The 20,721-nt window shown below is 36.3% G+C and carries 18 protein-coding genes; 11 read left to right on the top strand and 7 right to left on the bottom strand.

Annotation, left to right across the window (positions count from 1 at the left end):
• Positions 1 to 20: 20 nt before the first annotated feature.
• Positions 21 to 1,133 (bottom strand): polyamine aminopropyltransferase, encoded by a 1,113-nt coding sequence (locus AAG068_RS25980; RefSeq protein WP_342716351.1) that lies wholly within the window; start codon positions 1,131 to 1,133, stop codon positions 21 to 23.
• Positions 1,134 to 1,533: 400 nt separating this feature from the next.
• Here AAG068_RS25980 and AAG068_RS25975 point away from each other — a divergent pair, with 400 nt between their 5' ends.
• The 5 genes from AAG068_RS25975 (at position 1,534) to chbG (ending at position 5,746) form a co-directional block, all read left to right on the top strand.
• On the top strand, positions 1,534 to 1,836 hold the full coding sequence (locus AAG068_RS25975; RefSeq protein ID WP_001023567.1) for a PTS sugar transporter subunit IIB: 303 nt from the start codon (positions 1,534 to 1,536) through the stop codon (positions 1,834 to 1,836).
• 16 nt (positions 1,837 to 1,852) lie between these two features.
• On the top strand, positions 1,853 to 3,157 hold the full coding sequence (gene celB / locus AAG068_RS25970) for a PTS cellobiose transporter subunit IIC (RefSeq protein ID WP_342716349.1): 1,305 nt from the start codon (positions 1,853 to 1,855) through the stop codon (positions 3,155 to 3,157).
• Positions 3,158 to 3,340: 183 nt separating this feature from the next.
• The gene (locus tag AAG068_RS25965) at positions 3,341 to 3,664 is read left to right on the top strand and encodes a PTS lactose/cellobiose transporter subunit IIA (protein ID WP_342716348.1); all 324 of its coding nucleotides are present in this window, start codon (positions 3,341 to 3,343) and stop codon (positions 3,662 to 3,664) included.
• Between the two features lie 3 nt (positions 3,665 to 3,667).
• The gene (gene celF, locus AAG068_RS25960) at positions 3,668 to 4,993 is read left to right on the top strand and encodes a 6-phospho-beta-glucosidase (RefSeq protein ID WP_000145748.1); all 1,326 of its coding nucleotides are present in this window, start codon (positions 3,668 to 3,670) and stop codon (positions 4,991 to 4,993) included.
• Positions 4,994 to 5,041: 48 nt separating this feature from the next.
• Positions 5,042 to 5,746, top strand: coding sequence for a chitin disaccharide deacetylase (gene chbG, locus AAG068_RS25955; protein WP_342716347.1), 705 nt, complete (start codon positions 5,042 to 5,044; stop codon positions 5,744 to 5,746).
• A gap of 40 nt (positions 5,747 to 5,786) precedes the next feature.
• Here chbG and AAG068_RS25950 read toward each other — a convergent pair whose 3' ends face one another.
• Complete coding sequence (locus AAG068_RS25950) at positions 5,787 to 6,968, bottom strand: chromate transporter (RefSeq protein ID WP_342716346.1); 1,182 nt, start codon at positions 6,966 to 6,968, stop codon at positions 5,787 to 5,789.
• A gap of 189 nt (positions 6,969 to 7,157) precedes the next feature.
• On the opposite strand from AAG068_RS25950, the gene exsM reads away from it, so the two are divergent.
• Positions 7,158 to 7,571: an exosporium regulatory protein ExsM gene (gene exsM, locus AAG068_RS25945; protein ID WP_342716345.1), complete on the top strand. Its 414-nt coding sequence runs from the start codon at positions 7,158 to 7,160 to the stop codon at positions 7,569 to 7,571.
• A gap of 140 nt (positions 7,572 to 7,711) precedes the next feature.
• On the opposite strand, the gene AAG068_RS25940 is transcribed toward exsM, so the two are convergent.
• From AAG068_RS25940 to AAG068_RS25930, 3 genes are all read right to left on the bottom strand, one after another.
• On the bottom strand, positions 7,712 to 10,387 hold the full coding sequence (locus tag AAG068_RS25940; RefSeq protein WP_342716344.1) for a PRD domain-containing protein: 2,676 nt from the start codon (positions 10,385 to 10,387) through the stop codon (positions 7,712 to 7,714).
• 104 nt (positions 10,388 to 10,491) lie between these two features.
• Entirely contained in the window at positions 10,492 to 11,229 is a 738-nt protein-coding gene (locus AAG068_RS25935) for a polysaccharide deacetylase family protein (RefSeq protein ID WP_342716343.1), read from the bottom strand.
• Positions 11,230 to 11,430: 201 nt separating this feature from the next.
• On the bottom strand, positions 11,431 to 12,504 hold the full coding sequence (locus tag AAG068_RS25930; RefSeq protein WP_061529281.1) for a glycosyltransferase family 4 protein: 1,074 nt from the start codon (positions 12,502 to 12,504) through the stop codon (positions 11,431 to 11,433).
• A 550-nt stretch (positions 12,505 to 13,054) separates the two neighbouring features.
• Between AAG068_RS25930 and AAG068_RS25925 the strand changes: the two genes are divergently transcribed.
• Both AAG068_RS25925 and wecB read left to right on the top strand, forming a co-directional pair.
• Positions 13,055 to 14,425: a UDP-glucose dehydrogenase family protein gene (locus tag AAG068_RS25925; protein ID WP_342716342.1), complete on the top strand. Its 1,371-nt coding sequence runs from the start codon at positions 13,055 to 13,057 to the stop codon at positions 14,423 to 14,425.
• Between the two features lie 74 nt (positions 14,426 to 14,499).
• On the top strand, positions 14,500 to 15,615 hold the full coding sequence (wecB, locus tag AAG068_RS25920) for a non-hydrolyzing UDP-N-acetylglucosamine 2-epimerase (protein WP_000140129.1): 1,116 nt from the start codon (positions 14,500 to 14,502) through the stop codon (positions 15,613 to 15,615).
• Between the two features lie 39 nt (positions 15,616 to 15,654).
• Here wecB and AAG068_RS25915 read toward each other — a convergent pair whose 3' ends face one another.
• Together AAG068_RS25915 and AAG068_RS25910 are read right to left on the bottom strand one after the other, a co-directional pair.
• On the bottom strand, positions 15,655 to 16,776 hold the full coding sequence (locus tag AAG068_RS25915; protein WP_342716341.1) for an LCP family protein: 1,122 nt from the start codon (positions 16,774 to 16,776) through the stop codon (positions 15,655 to 15,657).
• Between the two features lie 74 nt (positions 16,777 to 16,850).
• The gene (locus AAG068_RS25910; RefSeq protein ID WP_166702736.1) at positions 16,851 to 17,486 is read right to left on the bottom strand and encodes a YigZ family protein; all 636 of its coding nucleotides are present in this window, start codon (positions 17,484 to 17,486) and stop codon (positions 16,851 to 16,853) included.
• Between the two features lie 239 nt (positions 17,487 to 17,725).
• Here AAG068_RS25910 and AAG068_RS25905 point away from each other — a divergent pair, with 239 nt between their 5' ends.
• The 3 genes from AAG068_RS25905 (at position 17,726) to AAG068_RS25895 (ending at position 20,622) form a co-directional block, all read left to right on the top strand.
• A complete protein-coding gene (locus AAG068_RS25905; protein ID WP_342716340.1) occupies positions 17,726 to 18,568 on the top strand; it encodes a DegV family protein in 843 nt (280 codons plus the stop codon).
• Between the two features lie 173 nt (positions 18,569 to 18,741).
• Positions 18,742 to 19,056: a winged helix-turn-helix transcriptional regulator gene (locus AAG068_RS25900; RefSeq protein WP_000400857.1), complete on the top strand. Its 315-nt coding sequence runs from the start codon at positions 18,742 to 18,744 to the stop codon at positions 19,054 to 19,056.
• A 147-nt stretch (positions 19,057 to 19,203) separates the two neighbouring features.
• Complete coding sequence (locus AAG068_RS25895; RefSeq protein WP_342719819.1) at positions 19,204 to 20,622, top strand: NlpC/P60 family protein; 1,419 nt, start codon at positions 19,204 to 19,206, stop codon at positions 20,620 to 20,622.
• Positions 20,623 to 20,721 lie beyond the last annotated feature (99 nt).

Genomic DNA, 20,721 nt, shown 5'->3' with positions numbered 1-20,721 from the left:
CACTCCTCACTATAATATCGTTAAAACTCCATTTCTTTTTTATAACACTGATGTAGGATAAGGTTTGATTCTGAATTTAAAAGGGCAAGGTTACGCTGTTCGAGATGTTCTTCTTTAAATTGAAATAAGGGAGAAAGAAGAGAAGGCAATGTTTGAGGAGTTGGTACAACGTATAATTGTTCAATTTGATCGAGTACATAGTCAGAATTAGCTGCAATATGAAATCCCCAGTCAGTTCCGAAAGAAGGTACGATTGTATGATAACTTTTCACAGTTAATCCAGCATGTTCAATTGTGTTACCAATGCTCCAGTATACTAGAGGTGCATCAGCAGGTGAATTAGATTGACAGACGAACGCGCCACCTTCTGTTAAAAACGTAGCGATACGAGCGAAAAGTTCACTTGTATATAAAGTACTTAACAACTCTGTCGCGGGGTCTGGAAAATCAATAATGATTACATCGTATAAAGAGGAAGGAGAATTCAAAAATTCCTTTGCATCGCATACGTGTGCATTCACACGATCATCAAAAAATGCGCTTTTGTTCAAAGAAACTAATTCAGGAACATTACGAGCCATATCAATCATCGATCCATCTAAGTCAACAAGGTCTACATGTAGCACAGTTTCATATTTCAAAACTTCTCGTAAGGCAAGGCCATCGCCACCACCTAATATGAGAACACGTTTTGGATCAATTACTTTTGACATAATCGGATGCACAAGGGCTTCATGATAAATTTGTTCGTCAACGGAACTGAATTGTAGTTGTTTGTCTAAATATAAACGGACATCGCTTACTTGTAACAAAGTAATATTTTGATAATTACTTTGTTCTGCAAATAAACTTGTATGCTCGCCATTTTGTATTTGTTGTAGAGAAATTGCATCCCATACATCTAAGTTGTGTGAACTTGTTTCTATTATAGGTTCCAATTGTTCTTGCTTGTCCTGCTTGTTTTGCTTGTCCTGCTTGTTTTGCTTGTCCTGTTTGTTTTGTGTGTCCTGCTTATTTTCTATTTCCTGTTGTTCTAGTTCAAATTTGTCAGAGTCTAATTCAGAGCGCTTGTCTTTTTTATAGCTAGTTATTCTATAAATCTTTATTTTGTTCTGTTTTCTATGTTTTGGCATAGGAATCCCCTTTCGAATTGTGTTATTTTACTCTATTCTATGTAATCTAGTAGAAACTGCTTGGACAATAGATAGAAGAGTGTGTTTAAGAGAGGTTTATTTTTCACTAGATTTTCATGTTAATAAATTTTTTTTAGTGTTTTTTTCTTTTAAATACAACTAGACAACTAAACACTAATCTATTTTCATACAGTTATGTGTTAAAAGCGTGTTGTTTTATAACACACTGTGTGTTTTTTGAGTGACACACTAATTGAAAGCGTTAACACACAAGAAAATGCTCGAAAAAGCACTGATTTTAGTGGTTTTAAAAAGTTGGCACGATAATTGCATTAATAAATAGCGTAAAGAAAAATAAATAAAACATAAATTTTTTATACTACACAAGGGGGATTTTCAAATGAATATTTTATTATGTTGCTCAGCAGGGATGTCTACAAGTTTACTAGTTACAAAAATGGAAGCGGCTGCAAAAGCTCGCGGTCTAGAAGGAAAGATTTGGGCTGTATCTGGGGATGCAGTAAAAACAAATATCGATCAAGCAGATGTATTATTACTAGGACCACAAGTTCGTTACATGCTGTCTTCAATGAAAACGCTTGCCGATGAGAAAAACGTTGGAATCGACGTTATCAATCCAATGCACTACGGCATGATGAATGGAGAGGCAGTTTTAGATCACGCGTTAACACTTAAAAAATAATTAGGGGGGAAGCGAAATGCAAAAGTTTATTGCATTCATGGAGAAATATATTGTTCCTGTCGCTGGTAAAATCGGATCGCAACGTCACTTAGCTGCGATCCGTGATGGATTTATTGCAGTTATGCCACTTATTTTAGTTGGTGCACTGGCATCACTAATTAATGGTTTTCCGTCTGAAGCTTTCCAAGATTTCATGAAAGGTTTGTTTGGTGAAACGTGGAAACAAGTTGGCGGTGGAATGTGGACTGGTTCTTTCGCGATTCTAGCACTAATCATAGCATTTACAACAAGTTATAACTTAGCAAAATCTTACGGCGTTGATGGTTTGTCAGCAGGTATTATTTCATTTGGTGCGTTAATTATTCTTACGCCAACAACACCGAAAGAAGGCGGATTGAACTTAGCTTGGACAGGTGCACAAGGGTTATTCGTAGCAATTATTGTGGCGCTCCTTGTTACTGAGGTATTCCGTTTCTTTGTACAAAGAAACATTACATTTAAAATGCCTGATGGAGTACCACCAGCAGTTTTAAGATCGTTCGCAGCTATAGTTCCAGCATTTGTTATCTTAACAGTAGTTGCAGGTATTCAATTAGCAGTGAAATTAGCTGGTACAAGTGTTCATGAATTTATCTTTAATACGATTCAATTACCACTGCAAAGTTTAGCAGGGACATTACCAAGTGCAATTATCATTGTAATCCTTGTTCATCTTCTTTGGTTCTTCGGTTTACATGGTCCAAATATCGTTGGTGGTATTATTGAGCCATTATACTTACCGGCATTAGAGAAAAACATGAAGTTATTCAAAGGTGGTACATCTGCATTTGATGTTCCAAACATTGTTACAAAACCATTCTTTGATACTTTCGTATATCTTGGTGGTTCTGGTGCAACATTAGCGTTCTTAGTAGTTGTGTTAATTGTAGCGAAAAGTGCACAATTACGCGGTGTATCTCGTTTATCAATTGGTCCTGGTGCATTTAACATTAACGAACCAGTAATCTTTGGTACACCAATTATTTTAAATCCAATTTTATTCTTACCGTTTATCATAACACCAATTGTATTAGTAATTACTTCTTATACAGCTATATCTATTGGCTGGGTACCAAAAACAGTTGGGATAATTCCATGGGCAACACCACCAATTATTAGTGGTTATCTTGTAACAGGTGGACATCTTTCAGGTGCACTCCTACAGTTATTCAACTTTGTAATTGCGATGGTAATCTATTATCCATTTGTTGTATTATGCGATCGTTCAGTTGTTCGTACTGAAAAAGCAGCGCAAGGAAATAACAACTCTGTACCTATGTAACATAGTAATTGTTCCCACAGATAACATAATCTGTGAGAACAATTATCTTTATATCATGTTCAAAAAGATGAAATCCATCTACAAGAACACCAAACTATCATTCATAAAATAATAATGTAATAGAAATGTTCAAACTGAAGGGGTATTTCAATCGGTTGAACCATAATAGAGAGGGCGGTAATTATGATGACTACAGCAGAACAAATTCCATTTCAATTAATTTTAAATAGTGGTAATGCACGAAGCTTTGCGATGGAGGCACTTCAATTTGCCAAACAGGGGAAAATGGCAGAGGCTGATGAAGCGATGGTGAAGGCGAAAGAAGCGATTAATGAAGCGCATCATTTCCAAACAGGGCTCATACAATCAGAAGCAAGAGGAGAAAAAACAGAGATTAGTGTCCTTTTAATTCATGCACAAGATCATTTAATGAATGCGATTACAGTAAAAGAATTAGCAGCAGAATTTATTGACCTTTATAAAAAATTAGAAGCGAAAGGGGAATAAAGCATGACTGGAATTAAAATTGCTACAATCGGCGGTGGGTCTAGTTATACACCAGAATTAATTGAAGGATTTATTAAACGTTATGATGAGCTTCCTGTTCGTGAAATTTGGTTAGTAGATATTGAGGCAGGAAAAGAAAAGTTAGAAATCGTTGGTAACTTAGCGAAACGTATGGTGAAAAAATCTGGTTTACCAATCGAAGTACATTTAACACTTGATCGTCGTGAAGCATTAAAAGATGCTGATTTCGTAACAACGCAGCTTCGCGTAGGTTTATTAGAAGCTCGTGCGAAAGATGAAGCAATCCCATTAAAATATGATGTAATCGGTCAGGAAACGAATGGTCCTGGTGGTTTATTCAAAGCGCTGAGAACGATTCCTGTTATTTTAGATATTTGTAAGGATATGGAGGAGCTTTGTCCGAATGCATGGTTAATTAACTTCGCGAACCCAGCAGGTATGGTAACAGAAGCTGTCCTTCGTTATACAAATATTCAAAGAGTAGTTGGTCTATGTAATGTTCCAATCGGAATTCGCATGGGTCTTGCAAAATTACTTGAAGTAGATGCAAGTCGTGTTCACGTTGATTTCGCAGGTTTAAATCACATGGTATACGGATTAGACGTATATTTAGATGGCGTAAGTGTAATGGATCGTGTGTTAGAGCTTGTAACAGATCCAGAAAAGCAAATTACGATGGAAAATATTGCAGCGCTTAACTGGGAGCCAGACTTTATTCGCGGCCTTCGCGCAATTCCATGTCCATACCACCGTTATTACTACAAAACACGTGAAATGTTAGAAGAAGAGAAAGAAGCTTCAGTTGAAAAAGGTACACGTGCAGAAGTAGTAAAACAATTAGAAGATGATTTATTCGAGTTATACAAAGACCCGAACTTAGATATTAAACCACCACAATTAGAAAAACGTGGCGGCGCTTATTATAGTGACGCAGCATGTAGCTTAATTACGTCTATTTACAATAATAAAGGTGATATCCAGCCTGTTAATACACGAAACAACGGAACAATTGCAAGCTTACCGCATGATTCAGCTGTTGAAGTGAACTGTATTATTACGAAAGAAGGTCCAAAACCAATTGCGGTTGGAGATCTTCCAGTACCAGTTCGCGGTTTAGTACAACAAATTAAATCATTTGAGCGTACAACAATTGAAGCTGCTGTTACAGGGGATTATCATAAAGCGCTGCTTGCTATGACAATTAATCCACTTGTACCATCAGATAAAGTGGCAAAACAAATTTTAGATGAAATGTTGGAAGCACATAAAGAACATCTTCCACAGTTCTTCAAAAAGGTAGAGAAATAAAGCGGCGCTATTTAGCCCGCTTTTTTTATTCTATTAGGAGGTATTACGATGATTAAGTTAATTGTAAACGCAGATGATTTTGGTCTTACAGAAGGTACAAATTACGGCATTATTGATGGGCATATAAATGGACTTGTAAATTCAACGACGATGATGATGAATATGCCAGGAACAGAGCATGCGGTACGTTTAGCGAAAGAACATAACCTACTCGGAGTAGGCGTACATCTCGTATTAACAGCAGGAGAACCGCTTCTTGGAGACGTACCATCACTTGTAAGTAGCGATGGGTTGTTTCATAAACAAAGCGTCGTATGGGAAGGGAAGATAAATCCGGAAGAAGTCGAGCGAGAATGGACTGCTCAAATTGAGAAATTCTTATCTTACGGATTAACGCCAACTCATTTAGATAGTCATCATCATGTGCATGGGTTGCCAATCTTGCACGATGTTCTTGAGAGATTAGCGGCTACATATAATGTTCCGATTCGTCGTTGTGAGGAAGAGCGAGCAGTACGCCCGTTTTCTGACGTATTTTACAGTGACTTTTACGCAGATGGTGTGACGGAAGATTACTTTGTGAAGTTAAAAGAAAGAGTACAAGGTGAACAAACGGTAGAAATTATGGTTCATCCAGCGTATATTGATCCAGAGCTTGTGAAGCTTTCTTCTTACGTAATGGATCGCGTGAAAGAATTGCGTATTTTAACAGAGAGCGAATTGCCTGAAGGAATAGAGCTTGTGAAGTTTTAATAGAAAAACGACGGCTATATCATGTCGTCGTTTTATCTATTTACAAAATGGATAGAATATATCCGCCAAAGGCTCCGAGTATAACGATAACCCAAGGTGGTGTTTTCCAAAAAGCGAGCAAGCAAAATAGAAGAGACGCAAAAACAAAATCTGCAGCGTTCATAATTGTGCTTGTCCAAATAGGATCATAAAAAGCGGCAATTAAAATACCAACAACAGCGGCATTGACTCCAAGTAGTGCGCCTTGTATGAAAGATATTTTTCTCACGCTATTCCAAAATGGTAAAACACCAATAACGAGCAAGAAAGCAGGAAGAAAAATTGCAATTGTTGCAAGTATTGCCCCAAGCGTCCCGTTTAACACTGCTCCTATATAAGAGGCGAATGTAAATAGTGGTCCTGGTACGGCTTGTGTTAATCCGTATCCAGCTAGAAACTGTTCTTTCGTCATCATTCCGTTTTGTACGAACTCACCTTCAAGAAGAGGTAGCACGACGTGTCCGCCTCCAAATACAAGTGCACCAGAGCGATAGAAACTATCAAATAAAGCGATGTAATAAGAGAACGGTCTTAATATTGGTAGTAGCAGTAACAGCCCGAAGAATAAGATGAGACAAGAAACTGCTATCGTTTTTGAAATAGGTACTTTTATATGTTGAGATTGACTAATTGGTTGGTTACGATATAAAAACCAGCCGATAAAGCCCGATATTATAATGAGGATGACTTGTGTCCAGCTACTTGGCCATAATAAGGCGATTGCTGCAGTTACAATCGCAATCGTCGCACGATTGCGGTCTGGCGTTAATTTTTGTGCCATTCCCCATATGGCATGAGCAACAATAGCGACTGCTACAAGTTTTAGTCCATGAATCGAGCCAGCACTTCCAAGAGCGAACTGATTAAGGAATGAGGCAAAGAAAACTAAAACAAGCACAGACGGTAAAGTGAATCCAATCCATGAAATAATAGCTCCTAATACCCCGCCTCTTAATAATCCAACCCCCATACCGACTTGGCTGCTAGCAGGACCAGGAAGGAATTGACATAGCGCTACTAAATCTCCATAACTTCGTTCATCCATCCATTTTCTTTTTTGTACATATTCGTGGTGGAAATAGCCGAGATGGGCGACGGGGCCACCAAATGAAGTAAGTCCTAATTTAAATGAAACGAGAAAAATCTCTAATAATGTGTGAAAAGTGTATTTGTTTTTTTCCAAAACGACCTCCGAGAATGTTTTTCTATGTGAATTATACAAGAGATAGTGAGGCAAAAGGAACGATTCTAATGTAAAGATTGTGTGAATCTTTTCTTCGTAATTAACACTTGAAAAAGTCATAAATGATTATGTATAAACCATAAAGTAGTAGAAGTAGTGCTGGGAAATTTATATGAGGAGAATGCCCGTATGACAACACATTTCTTTGCGAGGTTAACAGGCAAGAGGGAAATACCTCCTGTAAATACAGAAGCTTTTGGCGTAGCAGAGTTTATATTTAGTGGTGATTTAAAGAAATTACAATATCGGGTCATATTGAAAAACATCGAAAAAGTTACATCATGCCAAATTCATTTAGGGAAAGCGGATCAAATTGGCCCAGTTGTTTTAAGTTTATTTGGTCCGTTAAAGCAAGGGATTAGTGTAAATGAAGGAGTCGTTACTGGTGTAGCTAATGTGGAAGATTTTGAAGGGCCGTTACAGGGGAGAGCATTTGATAGCTTACTGCAAGAAATCGTGCAGGCGAATGTATATGTAAATGTTTATACGAAGTCCAATAAGAAGGGCGAAATCAGGGGAAGAATCAGGAAAGTAAAGAAGTAGAAAAAAGGCTGTCCATATTTTGGAACAGCCTTTTCTGGTATAAGGTGCAAATTTTAGCGATTATTGTCGGTAAATCGATATATATTGAAAATCGCTGATATAATCCAAGTTACAGTCGATATACTAAAGAACTGCCTCGATTAATTTTTTGCAGGCTGATTTTTAATGAAGAAGTCCATAACATAAAACACTTCGTCATCAGGTATTTGTATTTCAAATGTATTTTCAATTGGCTGTAACGCTTTTTTCACTTTCATATACATCCAGTATTCATCTTGTCTGCGTTTCTCTTTATCTGGATGAGGGAGAAGGCTTTCTCCTTTTTGAAGACGGTCAACCATACAGCTCATATGAAGAATAACACCCATTAAACTGTCAGGAGTTAGCTGTAAGGAAATTAATTTTTGAATTGTATTTAATGCGTAACGAATTGTTTTAATAAGTAGTGCTCCGTCGTTACGCTGCATTTGTTGTTCAAGAATATCGGCCATCTTTGCATATGTTTCTTCATAGGTAATTAATTCTTGAATTGGCTGAATCGCCGTGTAGTTTACAATGTCTTGGAAATGATACGTTAAGCATGGTACCTGCACATCGAAATTCGTGACGATACAAATAATATTCCGCTCTTTTTTTATGTTCTCAATCATTTTTGTTAAATCTTTTTCATGGACGATACTAATCGGAATAATTTCAATTAAGTCTTTGTCAAATCGCAAATAGTTTTCCAACATTTTTTGGATAGCTAAAGCACTGCCTTCCCCAGTTAAACAAGCTGTTAAAATAACAGATTTCATTGGAGATAGTGGCTTTTTCTTTTCTTCTTGTACGTTTAAGTAAAAAGGTGTTAAGTTCTTCACCGTTTCATATAATGCATCTAACGAGTAGCCAAGCTGAGCTTTTCGAGCTGCTTCTAGTGCATGTGGAGTGCTTGTCATGGAAAGAACACGCACCGGAATTTTGAACTCAGTTTCTAATATATCACCGATATAAGCGAGTGATCCCATATCAACGAGTAAGAGGAGCCCGTTTACATTTTGAAGTGTTTTCATATACACTTTCACACGTTCTAAGAAATCTTTCGGCGATTCATGTAACGGCATATCGATACCGGTTACTTCATCAATGCCGAGCAGTTCGTTGGCGACGTTTGCCATTTCGGTTGCGATGCCGTTACCGTGCGCTAATATTAATACTTTTACTTCTGTTTGTGAGGCAGGAATTGGATCAACAACGAAGAACATTGTTAAAAAGCCGGCCTCATCGATAGGCATTGTTATTTGTAATTCATCCTCCAGTAGTTGAATGCATTGCATAGCTACAGAGAACGCTTCTTTATATTTCGTACGAATTTGATTTAATTGTGGGTGATGAATTTGTTTTCCAGCTTGTAAACGTTGTAGAGTTGTCTGTACATGTAAACTTAAAGCGAGAAATACTTTTTCATCAAACGTCTTAGATAAATGCTTTTCAGCAAGTTCTGCAATTCTTTCACAAACGGAAACGATATTACGATCCACAATTTTAAAAACATTTTCATGACTTGTCTTTTTTGACATTTGGTTAAAATATTGTACGAAAAAGCTTTGAATATCATTTTCGATTAGTAATTCTAATTCATCTTCTTCAATACCGCGAGCTTGAAGTTCTTCATATTTATAATCAATATAATCGTAAATAGAAGACTGTTTTTCATTTTCTATTTTATGGTTACTCCAACCTTCATCACCTGTAAATACAAATGTTTCATTCGGTATTTGGTATAGGTGACGGCTCTTTCTTTCAATGAATAGCCCTTCTTTCATATACCAAGGTAAATCTGTACTTGAAACATAGACAGAATCACGTTTCTTTGTCACGAAGTCAGAATAGGCTTTCGCACAGGCAATTTGTACATCCGTTTTTAATTGACCAATGTTATTGGGACAATTGTAAAAGACGAAAGCTCGCATTGCATTCGGACTAACGTGAATTTCTTTTCGCAGGCGGATTGCTTCATTTGTGAAAAATAGTTGTAGTAAAGCAAAGCGTTCTTTATGCGTACGCTCACGAAGTGGTGGCAGCGTGACAGTCATTGGTATACGTCTTGTAAATGTTTTTAATAAAAATGAATTTGGTTCTTCTGTTGTTGCAGTAATGATTAATACTTGTGCTTTACGTTCGTTTTCTGTTTCTCCAAGGCGGCGGTATACACCGCGGTCAATAAAGGTGAAAAGCATTTCTTGTCCCTCTGGAGGAAGACGATGTACTTCGTCTAAGAAAAGGATCCCTTCATGTGCTTTTTCAATTAACCCTTTTTGATCACTTGCCCCTGTATAAGCTCCTTTTTTGATTCCAAATAACTGCCCGAGTAGTAGCTGTGGATTATTTGCGTAATCAGCACAGTTAAAGACGATAAATGGTGCATTTTTAGGAAGCTGTTCGACTTCAATTGCATATTCGTGCATTAAAGAAGCGAACATAGATTTTCCGACTCCTGTTTCTCCGAGCAGTAAAGTATGCATACCGTTTGGAGGATAGAGAATAGAAGCTTTCGCTTTTTCAATTGCGATTTTAAGGCTCGTATTTTCAATTGCAAATGTATCTAATGAAGTCACTTCTTTTGAATGCGTTTCCAACGAAGCGTTCGTTTCTATATAAAAACGAACAGGACGCGTATTTGTTTTTAATAAACGTTTATTTTTTACAAGTTTGTTTAAGTCGCTACTTACATTGGCGCGATCTAATTGCAGAATGGTAGCGAGTTCTAATGCGGTTACACCTTTTGTATAATTGCCTTTTTGTATTGCGTTAAAAATGAGATCTATTCGTTTCATTTCTATTCACCTCGAAACTTCATCACTATTTAAAATTTTACACAAAAATGGGAAGGGTGGGAAGAGAAAAATAAAACAGCTTTAGCATATAGGCGCTAAAGCTGTTACAATCTTGTGTCTTTCCAAAAGTTCACTTCGAGATGAGAAGATGGATTATAGGGAAGAAGTTTGTATCCTTGTGACTGTAAATAATCAATTACCTTTGGAAGTATTTGTACAGTTACACTCGAATCATGCATTAAAATCACTTCGACTTGTTCATCGCTCTGATTACGTACTCTTTCTAGTATGGCAGAAGGATTGTCATAACTTTTCCAGTCATATGTATCGATTGTCCAATCCCACATTTTATACTGGGCTGATACAAGTGCATCACGGTAATTCTTTTTTAAGTAAGGCATGCTACCATACGGGACGCGAACGAGATGTGAATTTAATTTTGTAACTTGCTGAACGATGCTTTGTGTTTGTTCCATCTCTGTAATTAAAGCAGATGGATCACCAGTGTAAAGGCGTTTTACATCGTGTGACATACTGTGAAGTCCGATATAATGTCCGTCTTTAATCAATCGTTGCATTGTCTTTTTATAATGTGGCACTTTTCCACCAATAACAAAGAAAGTTGCTTTTCCGTTCTTTTCTTTTAAGATGTTTAAAATTTGCGTAGTATATTTGTTTGGTCCGTCATCAAATGTTAAGTACGCGATTTTTTTGGTAGAAGAGGTAGTTTCGGTATTTGGATGATGTTCAGCAGGGGTAATGGTAGTCGCTCCTGCATGAGATGACGCGTACATAGTAATTGTTAAAAATAAAATAATGGATTGAAATACTCGCTTGATCATAACATTCACCCTCAGTTTGACAATCAAGATGTAAAGAAGAAAATATAATCCTTTTCTTATTATGTATATCTTTCTCCAATAGTGGGACTCTCAAACAAACTATATTTTGGAAATATGAAATGAGGAGTAAAAAAATAGCATCCTCTTATAAGAAAGAGGATGCTATTTGAATATTTCATAATAGTAAAGGCTATACTACAATTAGTCTTCGCGTTTTTTCACTTTTTTATAAAAGGAAATAATTGGTTTGTAACGTTCATGTACAAGCCCGATTACTTCAGCAATAATCTCTGTAAAGAAGATTAAAACGAAAAGAAGAATAATGGATAACCATAATGTCGCACTAGAGAAAATGATTGCATTTACACTAAAGAAAATACCGAATGCGTATATAATTAGTACCGTTTTACGATGAGAGAAGCCCATTGCAAGTAGACGGTGATGTAAATGCGATTTATCTGGTGCTGAAATAGGTTTTTTATTTACGATACGGCGGATAATTGCAAATGTCGTATCAAATACAGGTACGCCTAAAATGATAACTGGAACGATAAAGCTGAATAACGTTACACTTTTGTATAATCCAAGTAACGATATAACAGAAATACAGTATCCTAAAAATAGTGCGCCTGTATCTCCCATGAAGATCTTTGCTGGATGGAAGTTGTAGAATAAAAATCCAATTGTACTTGCTAATGTAATTAATGCTAGTGGTAAGATAATAGCAGCTCCAGTGCCCCATGGGCTAGTGAAGGCCATATATGCTAGCGTTGCAAGTACGATAGATGAAATACCAGCAGATAATCCATCTAAGCCATCAATTAAGTTGATTGCATTTGTAATACCTACAATCCAAAATACTGTAATCGGATAAGCAAGCCATCCAAGTTCAGTATCCCCGAGGATTGGGATGTATAATACTTGCACTAGTAATCCACTTTTTACAATCATAATGGCAACTAGTAGTTGTCCACCGAATTTTACCTTCGCAGATAACTCGTACATATCATCTAAAATACCGATGATTACAATGATAATCGCACCTAGCGTTATCGATAACATTCTTTGTTCGTATAAGCCGCCGACAACAAATCCTACAGCTACACCAATAAATATCGCTAACCCGCCAAGACGAGGCATGATCTTTTGGTGTACTTTACGAGCGTTTGGCTTATCTGTCGCTCCTATTTTAAAAGCTAACTTAATAACTAAAGGAGTAACGACGAGTACAGTGATGAAAGATGCCAAAATGGCATAAATCACTTGTGAGTCCATGAATACCCCACCCTTTTATAGTCTAACGTAATTTTTTTTAATGTATTTATCTGAAAATTATGATGTTTATTTACAGGCTCATAACATATGGTATCACAAAAAGATTAGAATTCAATCTTTTTTTCTTTGTATGGTAAATGGGAGCAGATAGAATATATGACAATTGTATACAGAATGTTGAATCGTTTGAGAAGTTTAATCGTATCGGAATTTAGAATATGACATTTTTTCTTTTTCTTTGATGATGAATACTTTTATTTCAATATTATAAGTGTTACACGTAGAGATGAGTAAGTTCCGTGTTAAAATGTGGGAATTTATCTTGCGTGTACGGGTAGTAATGCTCGAGCCCTTAAAATTTAGTTGGAGGAAAGAAATTAGGTGGGAGTATTCATTCCTGTAAAATCCAAATTGGTTTAACAAATAATTAATGAAGGTTGTTTAATTTTACAAAAACTTAAAAAAGAATGAAAAAAGGAATTCATATAATAAAGAGGTAAAAGAGTTTTCTCATTTTTAATGTGAGAGGGGGAAGCACAGGGGAAATTCTATGTATTCGTATATTTTCTATTGTATATTCCTGTGCGAAAAGGAAATGAAAATTACGATAATAGGTACCGGATACGTTGGATTGATTACAGGAGTAGGCTTGGCAATGTTAGGCCATTCGGTTACATGTTTTGATATAAATGATGAGAAAATTGAACGGATAAAACAAGGGGATCTGCCTATTTATGAAGCTGGCTTATATGAACTAATGAATGATGCATGTGAGAATAATCGTTTAACTTTTACAACGAGTAGAGTAAAAGCATTTAACGATGCGGAATTTATATTTATTGCAGTTGGGACACCATCTTTATTAGATGGGACAGCGGATTTAACATATATTCGAAATGCTTGTGATGATATCGGAACATATGCGACGAATGACATTATTGTCGTGACAAAAAGTACGGTCCCTGTAGGAACAAATGATGTTATGAGGGGCTGGATTGAGGAGAGATTACAAAATAGATATGAATTACATATCGTATCGAATCCAGAATTTTTACGGGAAGGTTCAGGAATTTACGATTTTTTTCAAGGAGATCGTATTGTAATTGGAGCAGATAACGAGGAAGCGGCACGAAAAGTTGAGAATTTATATAGTGAATTACATTTGAAAACGTATGTTACAGATATAAAAAGTGCAGAGATGATTAAATATGCATCGAATGCTTTTTTGGCGACAAAAATTAGTTTTATCAATGAAATTTCAAATATATGTGAGAAAGTAGGAGCTAATGTATTAGACGTTTCACAAGGGATGGGAATGGATAAGCGAATTGGTGCGTCTTTTTTAAATGCTGGCATTGGCTATGGGGGATCGTGTTTTCCGAAAGATACGAAAGCCCTTGTGCAAATTGCAGGAAATGTGGCGCATGATTTTCGTTTGTTAAAAGCCGTCATTGAAGTAAATAATAAACAACAGTTGTTATTGATTGAGAAAGCGAAGAAAGTAATAAATATGAATAAGAAGCGGATTGCCGTGCTAGGGGCGGCATTTAAACCAAATACGGATGATATAAGAGACGCACCGTCCCTTATTATGATACAAGAACTATTAAATATAGGGGCGGATGTAGTTCTATATGATCCGAAGGCGATTCACAATATGAAAAATATCTTTGGGGGGACTATACAATATAGTGAATGTATAGATGAATCGATTAGAGGAGCGAGTGCGGCTTTTATCATAACGGAATGGGAAGCAATTAGAGCCTATCCGTTAGAAAAGTACGCACAGCTCATGAGAGAACCTATTTTATTCGATGGAAGAAATTGTTATACTAATGAGGATGTTGAGAAACAAGGAATAGATTATTATTCTGTTGGAAGAAAAAGTATTTGTAAGAGGGATTTTTCCGTTAGTCGTTAAAAAGGTATGTATTCATGTATATTCTTATATGTCATAATAGAATTTGTAACTAGTGAAAGAAAAGAGGCAATGAAATGACTGAACGTTTAAAAGTAATGACAATTTTCGGGACACGTCCAGAAGCAATTAAAATGGCACCTCTTGTATTAGAGTTGCAAAAACATCCAGAGAAAATTGAATCGATTGTGACTGTAACAGCGCAACATCGTCAAATGTTAGACCAAGTATTAAGCATCTTTGGAATTACGCCAGATTTCGATTTGAATATTATGAAGGATCGCCAAACTTTAATTGATATTACAACACGTGGTTTAGAAGGTTTGGATAAAGTAATGAAAGAAGCAAAGCCGGATATTGTACTTGTACATGGTGATACAACGACAACATTTATTGCAAGTTTAGCTGCTTTCTATAATCAAATTCCAGTAGGGCATGTTGAAGCAGGACTTCGTACATGGGATAAATATTCTCCATACCCAGAAGAGATGAACCGCCAATTAACAGGCGTAATGGCAGACCTTCACTTCTCACCTACAGCGAAATCAGCGACGAACTTACAGAAAGAAAATAAAGATGAGTCACGCATTTTCATCACTGGAAATACAGCGATTGACGCACTAAAAACGACTGTAAAAGAAACATACAGTCATCCTGTATTAGAGAAACTTGGAAATGATCGTCTTGTACTTATGACAGCTCACCGTCGTGAGAACTTAGGAGAGCCAATGCGTAACATGTTCCGTGCGATTAAACGTCTTGTTGATAAGCATGAAGACGTACAAGTTGTGTATCCTGTTCATATGAACCCTGTTGTTCGTGAAACTGCAAATGATATTTTAGGCGATCATGGCCGCATTCATTTAATTGAGCCGCTAGATGTAATTGATTTCCACAATGTTGCAGCTCGTTCATACTTAATGTTAACTGACTCTGGTGGAGTGCAAGAGGAAGCACCATCACTTGGTGTACCAGTTCTTGTTCTTCGTGATACAACAGAGCGCCCAGAAGGTATTGAAGCAGGTACATTGAAATTAGCAGGAACAGACGAAGAGACAATCTTTAGTCTTGCTGATGAATTGTTATCAGATAAAGAAGCTCATGATAAGATGTCGAAAGCATCTAACCCATACGGTGATGGTCGTGCATCAGAGCGCATTGTAGAAGCAATTTTACAACACTTTAATAAGTAAATAAAAAAGAGCCAAATCATATGCGATTTGGCTCTTTTGTTATTGCTGATTTCTCATAATCCACTCTGCATGAGCATTTGTGGAAGGAGGAGGCTCAGTTGGTGTTTTATTTTGATTTTGGTTCGTTTCTTTCTTTGCTTTTTCGCTAGAGTTAGAATTTGATTCCGTTTTTGTTGTTGGATTTTCTTGAGTGTTTGCTGTTTCTCCTAATTCTTTTTTAATTTCGTTACGTACTGCCTCAACACCGTTTGGATCCGGAAGGAAGTAGTAAATACCACCTATTTTTTTGTCTTCTCCTTCAAGTTTGAACGTTTGCATTGTAGAAGGATCAAATCCAGAAAGTTTATTGTAAAGAGCAAGGCCGTCTGAAATAGGAATGTCAGTTTTTATAAATTTTCCAACGACTGCCGTTAAATCTTTAATTTTAAATACGGTAGAGGTGGAATTTAGTTTTTGAGCAACAGCAGCTAGTAGTTGTCTTTGTCTAGCAGCACGACCATAATCGCCATTTGGATCTTGCTTTCGCATACGAACGTAAGCGAGTGCTTCTTCACCATTTAATTCTTGTTGCCCTTGCTTAAATTCGATTTTTTTGTAGTAATCTACGTCAGAACGCTCCCAGAAATCGAAGGGAACATCTACGGTAACACCGCCAACAGCATCAACAATACCTTTAAAGCCTTGGAAATCAATTTTAAGATAATGGTCTACAGGCACTTTTAGAAAACCTTCGACCGTTTTGATTGCCATTTCTTCTCCGCCATAAGCGTGCGCAGCGTTAATTTTGTCCTCTTTATTCTTTCCGACAATTGGGACGCGACTATCACGAGGGATACTCATAAGCGAAATCTTCTTTGTCTTCGGATTGACTGTTGCAAACATTAATGAATCTGTACGACCGTTTTGACCGTCTGTCGCATAATCCTCTATACCCATAATAAGGATTGTAAAAGGTTCTTTTGTAATTTCTACATCTTCGGTTCTCAAATCCGATTTTTCACGAGTAAAACCACTATACATCCCCATAAGAGAAGAGTAAGAATTTAATACATAAAGTCCTACACTACCAAATAAAAATAAGAAAATAAGGAAGATGAAAAACTTTCTTCTTCGTTTCTTTTTTATTCTGCTATTTTGGAGATGATAATAACGTTCTTCCATATATAATCTCCTTAGTTCATTTGTAGGGAAGTAATTCACTACATTAATCTTTAAAGGTGATAATATAGTTATTCTTAGATAACATCTTGTTCTAAGTACAACATATCTCCCTCTGTAATTGTACATTTCCCATTTGTTAATTCAATCATCCAATCTGTGAATGGTTGTTTTCCATCTTCTTCTACATACGTATCAAATGTGACATTTTCGAGATAATGTATATCTTTAATGGCATATTTTGAATTGCGTAATTCATTTTCAATTTTACCAAGTAATGTGTAATCAATTTCGGTCTGCATAACACGCATAAGTTTTCGCTCAACAACACCGACATGATTAATACCTTCGCTTGTACATTTTCCGTATGCGCGAATTAACCCACCTGCACCAAGTTTGATGCCACCAAAGTAGCGGGTAACGACAACGACGGTATCTTTTAAACCGCGTTTTTTTAGTACCTCTAACATAGGTACACCAGCTGTACCACTAGGTTCGCCATCATCATTTGCTTTTTGGATTTGATCTTGTTCGCCAATTAAATAAGCGGAACAATTATGTGTCGCATTCCAGTTTTGTTTTTTTATTTTTTGTATAAATTCTTGAGCTTCTTCTTCGGTTGTAGCTCGGCTAATGTAACAGATAAATCTTGATTTCTGAATGACAATTTCGTGCTCACCGTAGTCTTTAATTGTTAAATATTGTAATAACACTCGAATACGCCCCTATCTACCAAAGTGACTAGTACTTTACATTTTAAAAGCGAGCGTTTTTATATTCAAACATTTTTTATAAATAAGTTAAAATTTTTGGTGAGTATTTCACCTTTTTGTTGTAATTTGTCAAAATGGTGAGTATAATTTCAAGCCGGTATTTTCATGTATGGATGCACCATTTTTAGTTTTCGTGTAAAATTAGGAAATAAAAACTTTTTTATAAGGCAGGTACGAAAATGAAAACAGCTATTGTTACTGATAGTACAGCATATATACCGAAGCATATTCGTGATGAACTCAATATATATATGATTCCATTAAACGTTGTGTTTGGAACGGAATCTTATCAAGAAGAAGCTGAAATTTCAGCAGATGATTTTTATGTAAAAGTACGTGAGCAAGAAGAACTTCCGAAAACTTCTCAACCAGCAATCGGAAAGTTTGTTGAGCTATATGAAGAATTATCTAAGGATTATGATGCGGTTATTAGCATCCATCTTTCAAGTGGAATTAGTGGTACATATCAAACTTCAACGACAGCTGGACAGATGGTAGAGGGTATTGATGTATATACATACGACTCTGAAATTAGTTGTGAAGTACAAGGATTCTATGTGCGTGAGGGTGCAAGGCTAGCAAGCGAAGGAAAGGATCCGAAAGAGATTATCGCCCGTTTTGACGAAATGAAACAAACGATGGACGCTTATTTTGTAGTAGATGATTTACACCATTTACAACGTGGAGGACGATTAAATAGTGCCCAAGCTTTCATCGGTAGTTTGTTACAAGTGAAGCCCGTTTTATATTTTAGAGATAAAATCATTATTCCGTTTGAAAAGATTCGTACGCGTAAAAAAGCGTTAAAACGTATCGTTGAAATTTTTGATGAGCAGGCAAGTAAAGGTGTACCTATGGAAGCTGTTATCATTCATGCACAACGTGAAGAGGAAGCGAATGAATGGAAGGCTGAATTAGAAGCAAAATATCCTCATGTCACAATCCGTACAGGTTATTTTGGTGCTGTAATTGGTACGCATTTAGGTGAAGGTGCATTAGGTCTTGGATGGTATACGAAGTAATAAAGATATAAAAAGCTCTCTTTTTGAAGAGGGTTTTTTTACGGGTATTTTACGTGTGGTTGACAAGTTAATATTTGGAAATGGTAAAATGTACGTAAAATAAAATAACGAGGAAAGTTTTATAACTTACTTTTTACAAGAAACTATATTATAATAGAGGAGAGGTGAAACATATGGAGCATAATTCTTGTTTATGTCCAAAGTTTGAGTCAGCTTTTACTTTGCTTAGTAAGAAATGGACTGGCTTAATTATTAAATCTTTGCTTGAAGAGTCAAAACGTTTTAGAGAAATCGCAGATATTATACCGAATATGAGCGATCGTATGTTGTCAGAGCGTTTAAAGGAATTGGAAAGCGAAGGCATTGTAGTTCGTAATGTTTATCCAGAAGTACCAGTTCGAATCGAGTACGGCTTAACTGATAAAGGGAAAGCATTAGAAAGTGTTATGGATGAAGTCCAAAATTGGGCTGAGAAATGGATGAAATAACGTTTTGATTTCATTCGTATTAGTATATTTAATAAAACGTAAGGGAAACCTTGCGTTTTTTTCTTTGCTTATAAAAAGTATTTAAAATTCTACACATACATACAAAAATATGCATATTTTGCGATAGTGTTACATATAATATTACATTTGTTTTACAAAAGCGTAACATTAGCAAAAAAAATCCCGAATTATGGTATAAATTTTATAGGTTATATACGGAAAAAGAAAAAAGAAAGCGGTGTAAAAAATAAAATGAAAAAGCTAAAAATGGCATCTTGCGCATTAGTTGCAGGGTTAATGTTTTCAGGGCTAACACCAAATGTATTTGCAGAAGATAAAATTGCTGACGTGAAATCACAAATTAACACACAAAATGATACTTTACATAAACAACAACAAGAACGTGACGAATTACAAAAACAAATGAATGACTTAAATAAAACAATTCAAGGTTTGGATAAGTCTGTTCAAGAGAATGCTTCAAAACTTGATGAAACAATGAAAAAAGTTGCTGATACGGAGCAATTAATCGAAAAGAAAAATAAAGATATTGCAGAACTACAAACGAAAATTGCAAAACGTGAAGAGTTATTAAGAAAACGTTTAGTTGCACTTCAAGAACAACCAAACACAAATGTTGTAACAGAAGTTCTTGTAAACTCTAAAAATGTTGCAGATTTAGTTGATCGTTTAACTTCTGTTTCTAAAATTCTTGAGTCTGACGAAGATATCATGAAAACACAACAAGAAGATCAAGCGAACGTGAAAAAAGATGTTGAAACGGTAAAAACAAAGCAAAAAGAATTAAAAGAAGCACAAGCTCAAATTGAAACTGCTAAGAAAGAACTTGACGCTGAAAAAGAGAAGAAAGCAGCGGCAGTAAACGATTTAAGCGGTAAAATGGATACAGTTGTAACTTCTATGACAAGTACGGAAGATCAATTGAAAGATCTTGAGAAGCAAGCGTTACAATTACAACGTATTGCTGAACAAGAAGCGCAAGAAAAAGCTGCGCAAGAAGCTGCTGCTCAAAAGCAAGCAGAGCAAGCGGCTAAAGCTGCGCAAGCTCAGCCAGTACAAGCACCAGCAGAGCAAGCTGCACCAGCAAACAACGGTGGACAACCTCAAAAAGAAGAGCCTAAAAAGGAAGAACCTAAAAAAGAGGCACCTAAGCAAGAAACGAAAAAACCAGAGCAAAACCCAGCTCCAGCACCAACTCCGGATACTGGCGTAATTGCTAAAGCACGAAACTACTTAGGCTTACCATATGTTTGGGGAAGTGCATCTCCATCAAACGGTGGTTTTGACTGTAGTGGATTCATTTCTTACATCTATGGTGTAGGACGTCAAGACGTTGCAGGTTACTGGAATTCAGTTTCTAAAGTAAGTAGCCCACAACCTGGAGATTTAGTATTCTTCCAAGGTACTTATAAACCAGGTCCATCTCACATCGGTATTTACGTTGGCAATGGCCAAATGATTCATGCTGGTGACAAAGGGATTGCTTACGCTAGCTTAAGCAGTAGCTACAACCAAAAACATTTCTTAGGATACGGTCGATTCTAGGATTTATAAACGAATAAAACATGTGTATAAAGTCGATAGCTTACTATTTTATAAGTAGGTTATCGGCTTTTTTGCGTTTTTACGAGATTATAAGAAAGG

Origin of the sequence: Bacillus paramycoides, from assembly GCF_038971285.1 — a bacterium.
GTDB lineage: Bacteria > Bacillota > Bacilli > Bacillales > Bacillaceae_G > Bacillus_A.
This window is presented reverse-complemented; position numbering and strand designations above follow the sequence as displayed.

Bases quoted from the DNA above. Each gene is read 5' to 3' on its own strand.
- AAG068_RS25975 (WP_001023567.1), top strand. From the start codon at position 1,534: ATGAATATTTTATTATGTTGCTCAGCAGGGATGTCTACAAGTTTACTA.
- celB (WP_342716349.1), top strand. From the start codon at position 1,853: ATGCAAAAGTTTATTGCATTCATGGAGAAATATATTGTTCCTGTCGCT.
- AAG068_RS25905 (WP_342716340.1), top strand. From the start codon at position 17,726: ATGAAAACAGCTATTGTTACTGATAGTACAGCATATATACCGAAGCAT.
- celF (WP_000145748.1), top strand. From the start codon at position 3,668: ATGACTGGAATTAAAATTGCTACAATCGGCGGTGGGTCTAGTTATACA.
- AAG068_RS25915 (WP_342716341.1), bottom strand. From the start codon at position 16,776: ATGGAAGAACGTTATTATCATCTCCAAAATAGCAGAATAAAAAAGAAA.
- wecB (WP_000140129.1), top strand. From the start codon at position 14,500: ATGACTGAACGTTTAAAAGTAATGACAATTTTCGGGACACGTCCAGAA.
- AAG068_RS25965 (WP_342716348.1), top strand. From the start codon at position 3,341: ATGATGACTACAGCAGAACAAATTCCATTTCAATTAATTTTAAATAGT.
- chbG (WP_342716347.1), top strand. From the start codon at position 5,042: ATGATTAAGTTAATTGTAAACGCAGATGATTTTGGTCTTACAGAAGGT.
- AAG068_RS25935 (WP_342716343.1), bottom strand. From the start codon at position 11,229: ATGATCAAGCGAGTATTTCAATCCATTATTTTATTTTTAACAATTACT.
- AAG068_RS25930 (WP_061529281.1), bottom strand. From the start codon at position 12,504: ATGGACTCACAAGTGATTTATGCCATTTTGGCATCTTTCATCACTGTA.
- AAG068_RS25925 (WP_342716342.1), top strand. From the start codon at position 13,055: ATGTATTCGTATATTTTCTATTGTATATTCCTGTGCGAAAAGGAAATG.
- AAG068_RS25940 (WP_342716344.1), bottom strand. From the start codon at position 10,387: ATGAAACGAATAGATCTCATTTTTAACGCAATACAAAAAGGCAATTAT.
- exsM (WP_342716345.1), top strand. From the start codon at position 7,158: ATGACAACACATTTCTTTGCGAGGTTAACAGGCAAGAGGGAAATACCT.
- AAG068_RS25900 (WP_000400857.1), top strand. From the start codon at position 18,742: ATGGAGCATAATTCTTGTTTATGTCCAAAGTTTGAGTCAGCTTTTACT.
- AAG068_RS25980 (WP_342716351.1), bottom strand. From the start codon at position 1,133: ATGCCAAAACATAGAAAACAGAACAAAATAAAGATTTATAGAATAACT.